This is a genomic window from Belliella buryatensis (assembly GCF_900188245.1).
GTDB classification, from domain to species: domain Bacteria; phylum Bacteroidota; class Bacteroidia; order Cytophagales; family Cyclobacteriaceae; genus Belliella; species Belliella buryatensis.
Genome location: NZ_FZOK01000004.1, coordinates 220,124 through 234,337 on the forward strand (window position 1 = coordinate 220,124; position 14,214 = coordinate 234,337).

The 14,214-nt window shown below is 36.5% G+C and carries 16 protein-coding genes and 2 tRNA genes; 8 read left to right on the top strand and 10 right to left on the bottom strand.

Annotated features, from left to right (window positions below):
• Positions 1-12: 12 nt before the first annotated feature.
• The 3 genes from CHB66_RS05850 to CHB66_RS05860 form a co-directional block, all read right to left on the bottom strand.
• Entirely contained in the window at positions 13-435 is a 423-nt protein-coding gene (locus tag CHB66_RS05850; RefSeq protein WP_089238938.1) for a YkvA family protein, read from the bottom strand.
• A 3-nt stretch (positions 436-438) separates the two neighbouring features.
• Positions 439-960 (bottom strand): DUF7935 family protein, encoded by a 522-nt coding sequence (locus CHB66_RS05855; RefSeq protein WP_089238940.1) that lies wholly within the window; start codon positions 958-960, stop codon positions 439-441.
• A gap of 109 nt (positions 961-1,069) precedes the next feature.
• Entirely contained in the window at positions 1,070-1,348 is a 279-nt protein-coding gene (locus CHB66_RS05860) for a hypothetical protein (protein WP_089238942.1), read from the bottom strand.
• A 563-nt stretch (positions 1,349-1,911) separates the two neighbouring features.
• Between CHB66_RS05860 and CHB66_RS05865 the strand changes: the two genes are divergently transcribed.
• From CHB66_RS05865 to CHB66_RS05880, 4 genes are all read left to right on the top strand, one after another.
• Positions 1,912-2,000, top strand: a tRNA-Ser gene (locus tag CHB66_RS05865).
• Positions 2,001-2,011: 11 nt separating this feature from the next.
• Positions 2,012-2,085: transfer RNA gene (locus tag CHB66_RS05870), tRNA-Pro, on the top strand.
• A gap of 129 nt (positions 2,086-2,214) precedes the next feature.
• Positions 2,215-3,690 (top strand): tyrosine-type recombinase/integrase, encoded by a 1,476-nt coding sequence (locus CHB66_RS05875; RefSeq protein WP_089238944.1) that lies wholly within the window; start codon positions 2,215-2,217, stop codon positions 3,688-3,690.
• A gap of 366 nt (positions 3,691-4,056) precedes the next feature.
• A complete protein-coding gene (locus tag CHB66_RS05880) occupies positions 4,057-4,668 on the top strand; it encodes a recombinase family protein (protein WP_170932441.1) in 612 nt (203 codons plus the stop codon).
• On the opposite strand, the gene CHB66_RS05885 is transcribed toward CHB66_RS05880, so the two are convergent.
• The 5 genes from CHB66_RS05885 to CHB66_RS05905 form a co-directional block, all read right to left on the bottom strand.
• Positions 4,658-4,840 (bottom strand): hypothetical protein, encoded by a 183-nt coding sequence (locus CHB66_RS05885; protein ID WP_089238948.1) that lies wholly within the window; start codon positions 4,838-4,840, stop codon positions 4,658-4,660. The two genes, CHB66_RS05880 and CHB66_RS05885, sit on opposite strands and share 11 nt — an antisense overlap.
• A gap of 156 nt (positions 4,841-4,996) precedes the next feature.
• Positions 4,997-5,203 (bottom strand): helix-turn-helix transcriptional regulator, encoded by a 207-nt coding sequence (locus tag CHB66_RS05890; RefSeq protein WP_089238950.1) that lies wholly within the window; start codon positions 5,201-5,203, stop codon positions 4,997-4,999.
• Between the two features lie 102 nt (positions 5,204-5,305).
• Positions 5,306-5,515: a hypothetical protein gene (locus tag CHB66_RS05895; protein ID WP_141107374.1), complete on the bottom strand. Its 210-nt coding sequence runs from the start codon at positions 5,513-5,515 to the stop codon at positions 5,306-5,308.
• 99 nt (positions 5,516-5,614) lie between these two features.
• Positions 5,615-5,992: a hypothetical protein gene (locus tag CHB66_RS05900; RefSeq protein WP_212668441.1), complete on the bottom strand. Its 378-nt coding sequence runs from the start codon at positions 5,990-5,992 to the stop codon at positions 5,615-5,617.
• A 674-nt stretch (positions 5,993-6,666) separates the two neighbouring features.
• Positions 6,667-8,190 (bottom strand): DUF4394 domain-containing protein, encoded by a 1,524-nt coding sequence (locus tag CHB66_RS05905; protein ID WP_089238956.1) that lies wholly within the window; start codon positions 8,188-8,190, stop codon positions 6,667-6,669.
• Between the two features lie 224 nt (positions 8,191-8,414).
• On the opposite strand from CHB66_RS05905, the gene mnmA reads away from it, so the two are divergent.
• Complete coding sequence (gene mnmA, locus CHB66_RS05910) at positions 8,415-9,626, top strand: tRNA 2-thiouridine(34) synthase MnmA (RefSeq protein ID WP_089238958.1); 1,212 nt, start codon at positions 8,415-8,417, stop codon at positions 9,624-9,626.
• Position 9,627: 1 nt separating this feature from the next.
• On the top strand, positions 9,628-10,332 hold the full coding sequence (locus CHB66_RS05915; RefSeq protein ID WP_089238960.1) for a pseudouridine synthase: 705 nt from the start codon (positions 9,628-9,630) through the stop codon (positions 10,330-10,332).
• On the opposite strand, the gene CHB66_RS05920 is transcribed toward CHB66_RS05915, so the two are convergent.
• Entirely contained in the window at positions 10,325-11,035 is a 711-nt protein-coding gene (locus tag CHB66_RS05920) for a hypothetical protein (protein WP_089238962.1), read from the bottom strand. The genes CHB66_RS05915 and CHB66_RS05920 overlap by 8 nt on opposite strands.
• 129 nt (positions 11,036-11,164) lie before the next feature.
• Between CHB66_RS05920 and CHB66_RS05925 the strand changes: the two genes are divergently transcribed.
• Positions 11,165-12,646, top strand: a complete 1,482-nt coding sequence (locus CHB66_RS05925) for a M28 family peptidase (RefSeq protein WP_089238964.1) — start codon at positions 11,165-11,167, stop codon at positions 12,644-12,646.
• Positions 12,647-12,809: 163 nt separating this feature from the next.
• Here CHB66_RS05925 and CHB66_RS05930 read toward each other — a convergent pair whose 3' ends face one another.
• Positions 12,810-13,676 (bottom strand): bile acid:sodium symporter family protein, encoded by an 867-nt coding sequence (locus tag CHB66_RS05930; RefSeq protein WP_089238966.1) that lies wholly within the window; start codon positions 13,674-13,676, stop codon positions 12,810-12,812.
• Positions 13,677-13,753: 77 nt separating this feature from the next.
• Between CHB66_RS05930 and CHB66_RS05935 the strand changes: the two genes are divergently transcribed.
• Positions 13,754-14,212, top strand: coding sequence for a hypothetical protein (locus tag CHB66_RS05935; protein ID WP_089238968.1), 459 nt, complete (start codon positions 13,754-13,756; stop codon positions 14,210-14,212).
• The last annotated feature ends 2 nt before the right edge of the window (positions 14,213-14,214 follow it).

Here is a 14,214-nt window from a genome sequence, read left to right on the forward strand (position 1 = left end):
TTATCTTGAAATTCAAATTCCTCTCTTTTGCGAGCTCTCCCACTCCAAAAACTCTTCAATTTCTGTCTTTAGTGTATTGAAGATAGCAATCACAACAGAAACATCATCCGCATATCCTATCAATGGAAGAAAATCAGGGATAATATCAAGAGGAGTAACAAAGTAAAGAATTCCTAAGACTAACAAACCAAGTGTTTTCATTGATAATTTATGTGCACCTGACTTATGTGCATAGATCATTCTTTTGAAAATCATAATGGGTTCGACCGCTTGTTTTACTCTAGGATGTGTCTTGAAAGTCTGAATCCTCTGATTTGCTTTTTGAAGTAGATTTTTAATTCTCCCTTTATCACCTGCAATGGCATTGGCCTTTTCAAAGTAAAGCTGTTTGGCTCTCTCATAATAAAACTGTGACCTATCGCGGAGTACTCCCATAGTTTAGAAATAAATTCTGATTTCAGACTTTACTTGAGTTAACGCATTCTGTATACTATCGTTCTTTTGATCTAAAGATTTTTGGAAGATTCGTTTAGCTAGGTCAATTCCTCTAGCTTCTTCATTCATGTCTTGGAGCGCAGAGTTGATCATTGTAACTACCGATTCCACAGCTCTTTTAATAGCCTCCCAAGTTTCATCAGAAAAATAAACTTGCTGAGATAGGTTATGATTGAATTCTTCCCTCACCTCATGTAAAAGTTGAGCATGTAGGTCTTTGGCGGAAAACTCAGGTTGATTGACTCTTCTAACAAGGTTGTTTGGAGTGATTCTCTCTAGAAGAAGACAAAGCCGCTCTCCAGCCTGTAATCTGATTGGTAGAATGGTTTGATTATTTTGTGTTTTAATTTCCACAAGCAATTTTTCCCTTTCCTTATTGAGAAAGGAGACAATTGTCAAGTACATTCCGTAAATGACTAAACCAGCAGGTAGGATGATCTTTAAGATATCAGCTATAAAATCCATAATAGAAAATATGATTGAAGTGTGAAGATGCTAAATATTTGGAGATTAAAAATAAAAAAAGACCATGAATAGAACCATGGTCTTTTGAATTAAAATATGAGGATAGCGCTTAAGCGAAGATTCTATCTGAAGATAAATCTATTTCTGAGAGATACTTATCAAAATCCGCATAATTAATTTCCTTGATAAGCATAATCATGGTGTGTGCAAACTCTTGTTTACACATTTTCACATGATACTCAAACCCATCTGCGCTACTTTTAAGAATTCTCTTTTCATCGAAAATTCGCATGAGTTCTTCTTTTTTCTTTGCCCTAACCAAAAGTTGGTCTTGGTCTTTTTCATTGATCACGATAGAAAAAATACCGTGCAGAGAAGTAATTACCATAAGTGTAAAGTTGTTCCAGTCAGATTCCCTAGTTTTTAATTTTCAATTTCATATGCTTTCAATCACTTGGGAACGACCTATGACAACTGGCAACTCCCATGTGCACCCTATTACCTGCATTACTTCTGGTAAAAGTAGGAACCATATCCTCTATAAAAAATACCCTGTTCAGGGTATTTTTTAGAAACCAAATCCCTAAAAACTACCTATCGTAATGACTCAAAAGGAATCAAATATAAAAACATCTTATTAAAAACCAGCTCATTAAAAAAATATTTCATCAGTAATTAATACTATTTTATGGTTTTTATAGCCCATAATTTTGATAATTGAGAAGGATAAATTTAGAAAATTGTAGCTCATCACAGAGAGAGGCATGTTCATAACAAATTCAGAAAATTAAAAAATGATCAAAATTTTTTTCCTTTGATAAACAGTGAATTACTTCTCAACTATTAAAATTTATATTTTCAAACTGTTTTAATCGCTCTTTGATTTTGCTTATATGGAGATTATTCTTTTATATTTGCATCGCTTTAGGAATAAAGATTTCTATTGCTTTTAGAGAGTTGGGTGAGTGGCTTAAACCAGCAGTTTGCTAAACTGTCGTACGGGTAATTCCGTACCGGGGGTTCGAATCCCCCACTCTCTGCAAAAATTGTTCGGGGTGTAGCGTAGCCCGGTATCGCGCCACATTTGGGATGTGGAGGTCGTAGGTTCGAATCCTGCCACCCCGACTTTTATGCCTATTAAGTATCTGAAAACCAACATTTTATATGTTGGTTTTCTTTTTAGTCCCCATATAAGTCCCCAAATTTAAAGATTCAACCTATCTATTTTTTCAGGTTTTCATTTTATATTGGGGTATGAATCTTTCTTTCAAACTCAAAACACAGGATAAAAATAGTAAAGGGGAATCTCCAATTTATCTCCGTATGAGATATTCGGATTCCAATGGAAGAACTACGGAATCTTCTATCTTTTCCGGAGTTGATGTCCTACCTCAACATTTTAAGAATGGAGATATAATCGTTAAAACTCCAAACTATTCCTCCAAAAGAATAAAACTGGATTCAATCATATCCGATGTTGAGAAAATCATTTCTGAACTTTATAGTGATGGTCTAATCCCTTATCCAAAAGTGGTGAAGGAGAGATATACCGATATGAAAAAGGTGAAGGAAATGAGTTCTCCTAAATCAATCACCTTTTGGGGAGGATATAAAGAGTTTTTTGAAACAAAAAAACATAAATCCAGAGGTTATACCAAAACTTTTATCTCCCTCAAAAACCGTTTGGAGGATTTTGAAAAGTATAAAAGGATAAAGTTGAGTTTTGATTATGTGGTTGGAAATTCATTTCAATTTCAAAATCAATTCCAAAACTTCTTATGGGAAGAAAAGAAACTCTCCAATGGTTATATCAATAAACTTTTTGAGAACCTTTCCAACTACTTATTCTTTTGTTTCAATTCTAATTATATCTCCAAAAAACCTTCCTTTAAGAAGAATGATACGGTAGAGAATTTGGAGAAAATCTATCTGTATGAAGATGAGGTATTGAAACTTTCCCAATCCAAACTATGGGATTATGTGGAGGGTAAGGATTATTCAAAAAATCCACATATCTATTTTATTGAGGATGAGTTGTTGGGGACGAAGGGTGAGAAGTATGGAGAGGTAAGGAAAATAACCAATTGGGAGTTGGTGAAAGATGTTTTCCTCTTTCAGTGTTCCATTGGGTGTAGGTATAGTGATATATTGGAGTTTAAGGTCAATCATTTTGATTTTGGAGGAGATAAGGGAACATTCAGTTGGGTTCAACAAAAAACGGATAAAAGGGTAAGTGTTCCCATCAATCCCATCAGTAGTGAGATATATAAGAAGTATTCTCGGGGTAAATCTCTCTCCCAAAACCTATTTCCAAAACTCTCCAATCAAAAATTCAATAAATCCCTCAAACTCCTTTTGAAGGATTTGAAGTTTAATAGGTTGGTTTCCAAACCCAAAAAAATTGGTTCGAAGGTGGTTGATGAAGATAATAAGTTTCTTTGGGAGATGATTTCCTCCCATAGTGGTAGAAAAACCTTCATCAAAAATATGATAGATTTGGGGAGTATGGATTATATGACGATAATGTCAATGACTGGACACAAAACTATCAGAGAGTTCCAAAAGTATGTTTCCGTTTCTCCTCACGATTTGGATAAAGGAAGGAAACTCTACAAAAAACTTCAATCCGAAGGGGGTGATGAGAATGAAGAACTTATTAAACTCTTTGAATCTTTGGAGGATGATAAAAAAAGTTTGGTCTTTTCTCTGATTCGTTCTTTTGTAAAATAAAACTTCCTGTTGGGGTAAAATTTATCTCCGGTATAAAAACCACCCCCTCTCAAATATCCTAAATTCAGATTCTTTCAATTACAAAAAACCAAAAAAGGGAAGAAGGAAAAATCACCCACTTTTCCTTCTTTCAAAAATCCCGTGAGATAGATAAAATTATCTATATCCAAAAGTCAATTATTTTTGAAATAGTTGAAATAAGAATCGTGTTTATCGTGTATTATCGGAATGATACATATTGACACATATTTTTTGTTATCATTTAATTTACAAATTAAATCATTACAGCTAACCTGAGAATATAGTTGGAAATACCATAGATTTATTCTATTTTTAATCTGAAAGAAAAACAGAAACACTATGGGTATGAAAATAAAGTATAACAGAACCTCCACCATCAACCAAACTGGTGAAAGATATAAGTTGGATAAAGAGGTTTATGATTTAACACTTTTTGATAAAGGGGTGAGTGGTAAAATTCCATTTAAGGAAAGAGAGAAGGGGAAGGTATTGGTGGAACTCATCCAAAAAGGTGAAGTAGAAACTTTGGTAGTGGAAGAATTATCCCGTTTGGGTAGGAATACCGTTGATGTTCTCACCACTCTCCAATGGTTGGAAGAAAAGGGAGTGAATGTGGTTGTGAGAGGTATGGGTAATCTTCAATCCCATATTGATGGAAAAAAGAATCCAATTTGGAATTTGATTACTTCTGTGATGAGTAGTATTTACCAACTCGAACGGGAACAGATTTTGGAACGGACTGAAAGTGGAAGAAGGATGTATGTAATCAATGGGGGTAAATTGGGTAGAAAAGTTGGGAGTAATGAGAACCTCCAAACCTTCCTTCAAAAACCGAAAGTTAAACAAATCCAATCCCTTTTGGAAAAGGGTAAATCGGTGAGGGATATTTGTGGTAGGTTGGAAGTCTCCCCCACCACCGTAATAAAAGTGAAAAAATCCCTCTCCCTTACTGTTTGATTTTTACAGAGGGTAGGGATTTCCAATATCCATTTGATTCTGGGGAAGTGAGACCACCGATGAGGTGGTAATCCCCCAAATGGAGGTTGGGTTCAACCAAACCCTTTTCCTCCAACTCTTTGAGGGTGATTCCCCCCAATGATTTTTTGAGAGTTTTATTTTCCTTATTCATATACTCCTAATTTACGGAGAATTTTGGAATGATGGTGGGATAGCAGAAGTAATTAGTTTATACTATATTGATAGTCAATCTATTCTTCAAACAATGGGTATAAGTATAACCTATCAATATGTGTTCTGAAAAGTATATTTGATATACTTTGGTTTTTTATACCCCTAACTCTCTGAATATTCTTTGATGAATCAATCCTTCCTCCCAATCAATCAAATCACTCTTTCTTACATATTTGGAATGGGTGGATATTTCTATCACGGGTAATCCCCTTTCTTTTACCCATAGTTCAAAAGTTGTTCTATCAATTCCATACATTTTCAGTATTTCTTTTTTTGGTATTCTTTCATCTACTTCTTTCATAAATTATAGTCTTAGTCAATTTCTTATTTTAATCGTTTTTAAGGAGTTCTATTTATTGGGTATGGATTTGTATTCCCAACAAAAGGTCTCTTCTCTATGGGGTTATTTTACCCCTCCTTTTTGATTTTTAATCCTTATCTGGTTCAGTATTTCCATCACCTTTATTATTCTATCTTCTTTGGTGGGTAGTGAATCCAATTCATCTTTTCTTCTATTGATTTGGTAATCCAATTCCAGTAGTTCATCGGTTAAACTTCTAATGAATTTTTCCGGATTATCTTTAATCAATTTATTAAACTCTCTTTTCTTCATTTGGAGTGATTTTCTATTCATCTGATGTAATTGTATGGTTTCTGTATTTTCTCTTTATTATGGGGTTGTTTTCTACCTCCTTTCTGATTTTACATATCTTCAAATCAGTGTAGTGGATTGTTCCTTTTTATTGATGTATCCTCTGTATTTCCATTCATCTTCTATGGGTTCTGTATGAATGAGACCGTATTTACCATTACATTCATCAAATACATTCAATCCCATTTCCCTTTTCTTCCATTCTCCGTTTCCAATGAATCGGGATAGGTGTTGGTATAGGTTCTCTTTATCTGTGTAGTGAAGTAGAAGATGGATGTGGTTTTTGTTTCCGTCTCTGTCTTTTTCAATTGAGTATTCTGTCCATATCTTATCTTTCTTTTTCAGTTTTCTGTGAAGTGTCAGTATCTGTCTTTTCAGATTCTTCTTTGATGGGTTGATGTGTTTTCCATTCTCTGTGTAATCCCATTTTCTAATCATTATTCCAATCTTTTCCATAGGTGTAGATAATAGATAGGTATTATGGGGTGAATCAACCTCTCCCCATTCCTATAATTTTCATAAACTCTCCGATTCATACCCTATAATAGTTCTCACTATACCGAATGAAGGATTTTTCATTTCTTACATCAAATCGGATTCTCTTTGGATATAAGTATGGTGTAATGAGGGAAAACGATAAAAAAATAGGTGAATATTGAGGTGTTAAAATTTATCTCATTGATTATCAGTTTAGAAATTTTCAATACGATTAAAATTTCTAACAACTTTTGTCTGTAAAATAAATTTGACTAAATTTGCACTTCCAAATCATCAAAGGATGTTTGATTAAAGGGTAAAACCTTTGGGGACTAACAGTCCCCAAATTCAGGATTTAGTCCCCAAAAAATCTCAAAAACCCTTTAAAACACGAAATTTGAGGGGTAGTTATAATACTGCCACCCCGACTTTAGAGCTTCTTCTTTACTGAATGAGCTCTTTTTGTTTTGTAGCCCGCGAGATAGAATTAAAAGGTTTTAGACCACTTTTTGAATAGTGCGTTTCACATCATCACACTTCAATTTTAGAGTTTCTTCTTTCTTGAAAGAGCTTTTTTATAAAAAAAAGACCAGCCAAAATTGACTGGTCTTTTCAAAAATTAATCCCAAGAAATATTAGAACCCTAACCCAACTGCCATTGCAGTAGCATTAATATTAAAATCTGCAACTTTGGTGGCAGCACCACTCTCAAGATTGATACTATACACACCAGTCATTCCTGCTACTTCTAGTAGTGCAAATGCCATATTGGATTTTCCTCCAATATCAAAGCCATTATCAGAAGTGAAATCCACTCCTAAACTTCCGATCGATACCAGACCTCCATCATTTGGCGGATCCTGTCTGTAAAGCATGTTTGTTTCGCTATCTATTACAAAAAGCACAGTACTCGTGGCTGTTGCGGTATTGTTAGTATAGGCAGCTCCATTGATGAAAGGAGTACCTGGGTTCAATTCACCATCTACTGCCACTACTGTTCCAAGATCTGGATGAAGCCTTAGATTTTGACCTAAATTACTTACCAGCCTAATTCTATCCACAGTAGGATTAAAATCAAAACCAAAACTACCGCCAAGCAAAAGGGGATTCAAAGGAGAACCTACCACTGTCAATTGACCATTTGCAGTATTTACTGTCATAATTCTACTCAAGTTTGTAATAGCATACAGCTGACCATTAGCAGGTCTAAAATCCAAACCAACTACAGTCTCTGTAGCTAACAAACCTTGGAATGCAACGCCATTCATTTCGGGGTTCATAGGATTGAATCTGTATAGCATATTATCCTCTGATGCAGCATAAGCAACTGCCTCTGTCTTGAAAGAAATGCCAATCACTGGTAAGTTGAAAGTGCCCACCCATTGGGCACGTCCGTTAGAAAGGTTTATCGTGAAAAGTCTAGATTCATTTTCGCTTCTGGTCACCGCCAATGCAATACTATTGTCTGGTGTAATGTCGAAATTACCCATACCCCTAAAATCCACACCTAAGTCACCTATTTCTCTCAATCCTCCATCATTTGGCGGATCTTGCACAAACAGTTTATTTGCTTCAAAATCAATATCAAAAAGCTCTGTAGAACTGGCTCCAGCCCTACTATTGGTATAGGCTACAGCACCAATTCTAGGATTCATACCTCCAGATATATTTCCATCAGTTGCCACCACTGTTCCTAATTCAGGATGTAACCTCAAGTTCTGTCCTGATTCTGTGACCAATCTGATTCTATCCACTGTAGGGTTGAAATCTATAGAAGCATTGGCACCTGAAATTGCTGGCGAGAAAGATGCTTCGCCAAGTGCTGTAGCTTCTCCTGTATTTTCATTGATGATGTAAAGCCTACTGCTAGTACCCAAGGCATACAATTGACCTGTTGCTGGTCTGTAGTCTATACTGATCAAATTATCACCAGAAACAAGCCCCGTAATTTCTTTGATGTCCATTCCCGCGTTCAATTCTCTAGCTTCAAATTGTGCAATCCTATTTCCTTCAATCAAAGCAGTAAAGGAAACCTCAGGGGCAAGGCCTGGTAAATCTACACCTGGCAATTGTTCTTCATCATTACAGCTAAATACAAACAAGGCTGCTGTCAAAATCATCAGGGTACGTAACCCATAGGTAAAACTGTTTTTGTTCATGATACGATATAAGTTGGTTTAATGGCAGCATATACGAAGTAGAAAAAGGGATTGGATTTATGGGGAAAGAAAAAAAATCATCAAACACAATCTCAAAGCTTTAATACATCAAAAGAATCTTTCCTTCTAAAATCCCTTAACTTTGCTGAACCATTCGCAACATGGGTAATGTTGTGCATGCAAATAAATCCTCATGGACCTTGAACCCATGAAAATTTAGAAAAATGAACCAAAGAAAAAGAGTAGTAGTCGGTCTATCCGGCGGAGTAGATAGCTCAGTAGCGGCTTATTTACTTAAAGAACAAGGTTACGAAGTGATCGGCATGTTCATGAAAAACTGGCATGATGAATCTGTAACCATCTCCAACGAGTGCCCCTGGATGGAAGACAGTACCGATGCCATGCTGGTTGCAGAAAAATTGGGCATCCCTTTTCAAGCTATTGACTTAAGTGAAGAATATAGAGAACGAATTGTAGACTACATGTTTGCAGAATATGAAGCTGGAAGAACACCAAATCCAGATATTCTTTGCAATAGAGAAATTAAGTTTGACATATTTCTTAAAGCAGCTCAGAAGCTAAAAGCAGATTATGTAGCAACTGGACATTATTGTCAGAAGGCTGAGGTTGAAATCGATGGCAAGCCAGTTTACCAACTATTAGCAGGGGCTGATCCAAACAAAGATCAAAGTTACTTTCTATGTCAGTTGAATCAGGATCAGTTATCAAAAGCCTTGTTCCCGATCGGGCACCTTCAAAAGCCAGAAGTAAGAAAAATAGCCAAAGAACAGGATCTGATCACCGCAGACAAAAAAGATAGCCAAGGACTTTGTTTCATAGGTAAAGTACGACTGCCTGATTTCCTCCAGCAACAGCTAAAACCCAAAAAAGGAGATATTCTAGTAATTCCTGATGATTTGGCAATTTATGATAAAAAGAAAATTCCAGCAGGAATACCTTTGGAAGATTTAGAAGAAGACGTTTTGGATGGAATTTGTTTACCTGAGCAGTATATTGCTACTCAAGGACAAAAACTAGGCGAGCACAATGGCGCCCATTATTTTACAGTGGGACAAAGAAAAGGTTTACAGGTTGGTGGCACAGGCAAACCGCTTTTTGTCATTGCAACAGACACAAAGGAAAACATTATTTATACCGGATTGGGGGAGACTCATCCAGGATTATTGAGAAATGGGCTTTTCGTTCCTAAAAAGGATATTCATTGGATTCGAGAAGATCTCAGACTGAATATGGGAAAGTCCGCCAGGTATTTAGCTAGAATCAGGTACCGACAAGCGTTGAGTCCTGCTACTTTGATCATGAAAGCACATGGACTCTATGTAATCTTTGATACTCCTCAAAAAGGCATTGCATCAGGTCAATTTGTAGCCTGGTATGATGGAAATGAAAGCATAGGCTCAGGAACAATTTTCTGATATGCTATTAGAAATAATCTTTGAAGATGCTGACTACATAGCTATCAATAAGCCTGCAGGTCTCTTGGTCCATAAAACCAAACTAGCAAAAGATGAAGAACCAATTTTTGCCATGCAGCTTTTGCGTGATCAGATTGGTCAGTGGGTCTATCCATTACATAGAATAGATAGACCCACTTCAGGGGTCTTACTTTTTTCCAAATCACCTGAAGCAGCGGCACTTTTACAACCCAAATTCGCTACAACTGAAATCAGGAAGGCATACCTGACCATAGTACGTGGTATTCCTAAAGAAGATCATTTTCTAATTGATCATCCATTAAAAAAGGAATTGGATGGTGAATTGCAGGAGTGTAAGACTGAGTTTTGGAAATTGTCAGAAACTGAAATCCCATTTGCTTCTACGCCACGCTATCCTACAAGTCGCTATGCTCTGCTCAAAGCCTACCCACATACTGGTCGGATGCATCAGATCAGGCGACACCTAGCACATGCTAGACACTACATCATTGGAGACAGCACGCATGGGGAAAATAAGCAGAACAGATTTTTTAGAGAAACTTTCGGGTCATACAATCTCCTGCTCCATGCAGCGAGTTTAGAGTTTGATCACCCTATAACAAACGAGGTGGTTTCTATCAAAGCAGAATTGCCAGAACATTTTAAGAAAATTATTGAATATCTGAAGTTAGATTATTTTAATTGATATTGATCCCAATCACTAAACCTAGCCAAGGTTTTCTTTGGTAAATCCAAACACTAGAATTTTTATCAAGTAGTCTATCCCATCCTACAGCAAGGCCAAGGTTGAGGTAATCTATGCCCAAACTTACAGCTAAACCATTTGACCAGACCAATCCGTCATACTCCTCGGTAATTTGATCATTTGTAAACCAGGGCGTCACAGGTGAAGATCCAAAACCTGAAAATGCCCCAAAAGAAAGTCCATAATGTTTAGATTGTCTAATGTATTGCCCAAGCTTATTCCTTTTGTATTTAAGACCATAAAAATCAGTCCTGTAGCCAACATAGAGAGAGGCATTGAGGTTGGTCGAAAGCTGCTGTGGCTGTGCAAACACTGGGAATCTGTACTTAAATGGAATTGTAATCACATCAACATCAAATCCATGGGTGGTAAAGGCTACCGATTCTAAAGGATAATTTGAAAGCTTTTGCGGAAATATATATGATTCTCTCTCTAAAGTATCTACTTCATATAGATCCCCCACTTTCTTTAATGGAAACACATATAAATAGTCTAATTCATTATCTAAATAAATGGTCTCTTTTTCTCCCGAAATTTTTGATTGATAGAAACCATCTTCCAATTCAAACTTGATCGACTGTTTTGAAGAAAGGCATGAACTTAAAACCAATAAGAAAAACAAAAGTGGATATAACTTGAACATTAAATTTATTTTTTCTTTAAAGTTATCAATAATAATTTATCCGAATTCGTACAATTTTAGTAGATCAGGTAAAAGTTCTTGGTGTCCCTAGGCTAAATTTCTATCTTCATAGCAGAAACAACAATACTTATGAAGAGAACATATTTAGCGCTTAGCTTAGGCTTGATATTATCATCAAGCAGCTTATTTGCCCAAGGAGGAAAAACTGCCATAGAGGCAAATTTCCACGAAAGGGAATCCATATCACATTTTCGATACCTAGCATCTGATGAATTGATGGGAAGAGATCCTATCAGACCAGAAATTGACGCTGCTGCCAGATACATAGCCGAACAATTTTGGAAATATGGCGCCCAAGAAATATCAGGAGCCAATGGCTATTATCAACATATCCCATTCAGGCTTTCTGCCCCTCCTACCAAAGGCGAAGTTAGGTTGGGTAGCAATATGTTTTCCCAAGGAGACAACTTATTAGTCTTAGATGGCCCTTCGATTAATGGAGAATATGAATTGATCGTAATGGGATATGGACTAGAAGCAGATTATGTAGGAAAGGACGTCAAAGGTAAAATCGTAGTGACCAATGTAGGAGCACCTGACAGATTGACTCCAAGTGATCTTTTTGCAGCAGGCCGAGAAAAATTGAGCTTAGCGCAATCCAAAGGAGCTGTGGCATTGATAGAAATGTATAATATTCCTTCGCCATGGAATTTTGCAGCACGAACACTAAATAGGACTCAGCTTACGGTAGACAATACTGGAGGAAAAGCTAGTATACCATACATCTGGCTGAGTGATACAAAAAATGAATCCATCAATGCCATAGGGAAAGGTGAAATCAAAAGTGCCAATGTAGAAGTCATTGGTAAAATCAATCGAGACATTGTGGGTAAAAACGTCGTAGCAGTAATCGAAGGTACAGACCCAAAACTCAAAAATGAATACATCATGCTCTCTGCTCACTACGATCACATAGGTGTAGGTAGACCAGATGCCAATGGAGACTCTATCTACAATGGCGCTAGAGACAATGCTGTAGGAACTGTGGCAGTTATCAATGCTGCGAGATATTTTGCAGAAAACCCTCCCAAAAGATCTATTTTACTATGTGCATGGACAGCAGAAGAAAAAGGTTTATTGGGAAGTAGGTATTTCGCAGACAATCCATTGATACCATTAGATCAAATCATATATAATCTCAATATAGACAATGGAGGATACAATGATACTTCCATCATCACTGTGATAGGATTTGGAAGAACTTCTGTTGATCCGCTGATTGCGGAAGCCACAGCTCAGTTTGGACTAGAAACAATTGCTGACCCTTCACCAGAACAAGGACTCTACGATCGATCTGACAATGTCAACTTTGCCAGAAAAGGCATCCCCTCTCCTACTTTTTCTTTAGGTTTCAGAGCATTCGATGACGAGATCAATAAATACTACCATCAGCCTGGTGATCAAGTAGACAACTTTGATTTGGATTATGCAGTCAAGTATTGGAAGTCATATATACTTACAGCAGAAAAGATTGCTAACAATCCTGCACGTCCTCAATGGAAAGCTGGTGACAAATATGAAGAAGCTGCAAAGATTTTATATGGCAATTAAGCAAAGCCTGATGATTTCTTTCTAAATTTCGAAGGTATTAGATTAAACTTTGTGCCTTGGCGCCTTTGTGGTATTGACAATTTATTGAACCCCACGAAGACACTAAGGCACAAAGAATTTTAACTTAAAAAAAGACCTTTTTAGCTTAGGAATAAACCACAGCTCAGGCATCTGCTTTTTGCTTTTTATTGGCCATGAAAATAATAAAGCCAGCAGTAAAAAACATGATCAAACTATAAATCGCGATGGGAACAGTCATCTCAGAATTCCTCAATAGGGTAGCTGCGATCATGATACCCAAAGTTCCATTTTGAATTCCTGATTCTATGGCAATGGTCATTTGTTGATTTTTTGGAAGTAAGCTTATTCTAGCCAATATATACCCCAATAGCAAAGTTCCTAGATTCAAAATCAAGGTAACTGGTCCCGCTGCAATGAAAAATTCTACCAAAGAAGCTCTTTCCTTTAAAATTGCAGCTAAAATTATCAAAACAAAAAAGACCGCTGAAGCGATTCTAACTGGCCGATCTGCTTTTATAGATAATACTGGAAACCTTTTTTTCAAAATCATTCCTATCGAAACTGGAATGATCGTCACACCCATAATCTGAATAATCGTCTCTCCCAAAGGTAAAGTCACACTTCCTTCCTCCCCAAAATAAGCAATGGCAAAATTTACAATCAAAGGAATGGTAGCTACTGTCAGAAATGATGTCACTGCTGTCAAACTAATAGAAAGAGCTGTATCACCTCTAGAGAGGTGAGTGATCAAATTAGAAGTAGCTCCCCCTGGACAAGCAGCCAATATCATTATGCCCACAGCCATGGTTCCTGATAGGCCAAAAGCGGAAATCAAACCAAATGCAATCAAGGGCAAAAGGATCATCTGATTTAACAAACCTAAAAATACAGCCTTTGGATAGATTAAGATATTCCTGAAATCCTTCACTGAAAGAGATAGCCCCATCCCTAACATAATGAATGCCAAGGCTAATGGAAGAAATACAGCAGTTAAAATACTTTCTTGCATATTTTGATTAATTTAGGTGACAATATAAAACCAATCGATAAAGTCTACATTTTTTGAATAAAAACAAAGTTTTAAAGATGGATACAGCAGAATTTGAACAACGAATCTTAAGCTATAGACAGCTTATTGAAGAAAAGGAAAAAAGATATCGGGAGAATCAACTTCGTCAATATGAATTGGGAATACTTAAAAGACTTCCTGATAAATTTGGTAATATAATACAATCTCACGAGCAGGATTACTGGATGGGTAAGTTTGAAGAAGTAGTCAAAGAACTTCCAGAACCGAGTAAAAATGGAGCTCCTTTCGTGAAGGCTAAAAACCAATTGCTCAGAGACCTCAATAAAAAATATAAACTACAGCGAAAAGGTCAATGGGTATCGATCTTTATGCCTGTATTTATGGTTTCTATTGGTGTTTCCATAGGTACTGCAACTGATAATCTCGCATTATGGATACCAATAGGGATGGTGTTAGGGTTTGGTGTTGGTTATCTTATAGAAAATCAAGCGAAAAAGAAAGATCTGATTCTCTGATC

What these genes read in the sequence shown, in the direction of transcription:
- CHB66_RS05850 (WP_089238938.1), bottom strand. Translation starts at nt 435, where the DNA reads ATGGGAGTACTCCGCGATAGGTCACAGTTTTATTATGAGAGAGCCAAA.
- CHB66_RS05855 (WP_089238940.1), bottom strand. Translation starts at nt 960, where the DNA reads ATGGATTTTATAGCTGATATCTTAAAGATCATCCTACCTGCTGGTTTA.
- CHB66_RS05860 (WP_089238942.1), bottom strand. Translation starts at nt 1,348, where the DNA reads ATGGTAATTACTTCTCTGCACGGTATTTTTTCTATCGTGATCAATGAA.
- CHB66_RS05875 (WP_089238944.1), top strand. Translation starts at nt 2,215, where the DNA reads ATGAATCTTTCTTTCAAACTCAAAACACAGGATAAAAATAGTAAAGGG.
- CHB66_RS05880 (WP_170932441.1), top strand. Translation starts at nt 4,057, where the DNA reads ATGAAAATAAAGTATAACAGAACCTCCACCATCAACCAAACTGGTGAA.
- CHB66_RS05885 (WP_089238948.1), bottom strand. Translation starts at nt 4,840, where the DNA reads ATGAATAAGGAAAATAAAACTCTCAAAAAATCATTGGGGGGAATCACC.
- CHB66_RS05890 (WP_089238950.1), bottom strand. Translation starts at nt 5,203, where the DNA reads ATGAAAGAAGTAGATGAAAGAATACCAAAAAAAGAAATACTGAAAATG.
- CHB66_RS05895 (WP_141107374.1), bottom strand. Translation starts at nt 5,515, where the DNA reads ATGAAGAAAAGAGAGTTTAATAAATTGATTAAAGATAATCCGGAAAAA.
- CHB66_RS05900 (WP_212668441.1), bottom strand. Translation starts at nt 5,992, where the DNA reads ATGATTAGAAAATGGGATTACACAGAGAATGGAAAACACATCAACCCA.
- CHB66_RS05905 (WP_089238956.1), bottom strand. Translation starts at nt 8,190, where the DNA reads ATGAACAAAAACAGTTTTACCTATGGGTTACGTACCCTGATGATTTTG.
- mnmA (WP_089238958.1), top strand. Translation starts at nt 8,415, where the DNA reads ATGAACCAAAGAAAAAGAGTAGTAGTCGGTCTATCCGGCGGAGTAGAT.
- CHB66_RS05915 (WP_089238960.1), top strand. Translation starts at nt 9,628, where the DNA reads ATGCTATTAGAAATAATCTTTGAAGATGCTGACTACATAGCTATCAAT.
- CHB66_RS05920 (WP_089238962.1), bottom strand. Translation starts at nt 11,035, where the DNA reads ATGTTCAAGTTATATCCACTTTTGTTTTTCTTATTGGTTTTAAGTTCA.
- CHB66_RS05925 (WP_089238964.1), top strand. Translation starts at nt 11,165, where the DNA reads ATGAAGAGAACATATTTAGCGCTTAGCTTAGGCTTGATATTATCATCA.
- CHB66_RS05930 (WP_089238966.1), bottom strand. Translation starts at nt 13,676, where the DNA reads ATGCAAGAAAGTATTTTAACTGCTGTATTTCTTCCATTAGCCTTGGCA.
- CHB66_RS05935 (WP_089238968.1), top strand. Translation starts at nt 13,754, where the DNA reads ATGGATACAGCAGAATTTGAACAACGAATCTTAAGCTATAGACAGCTT.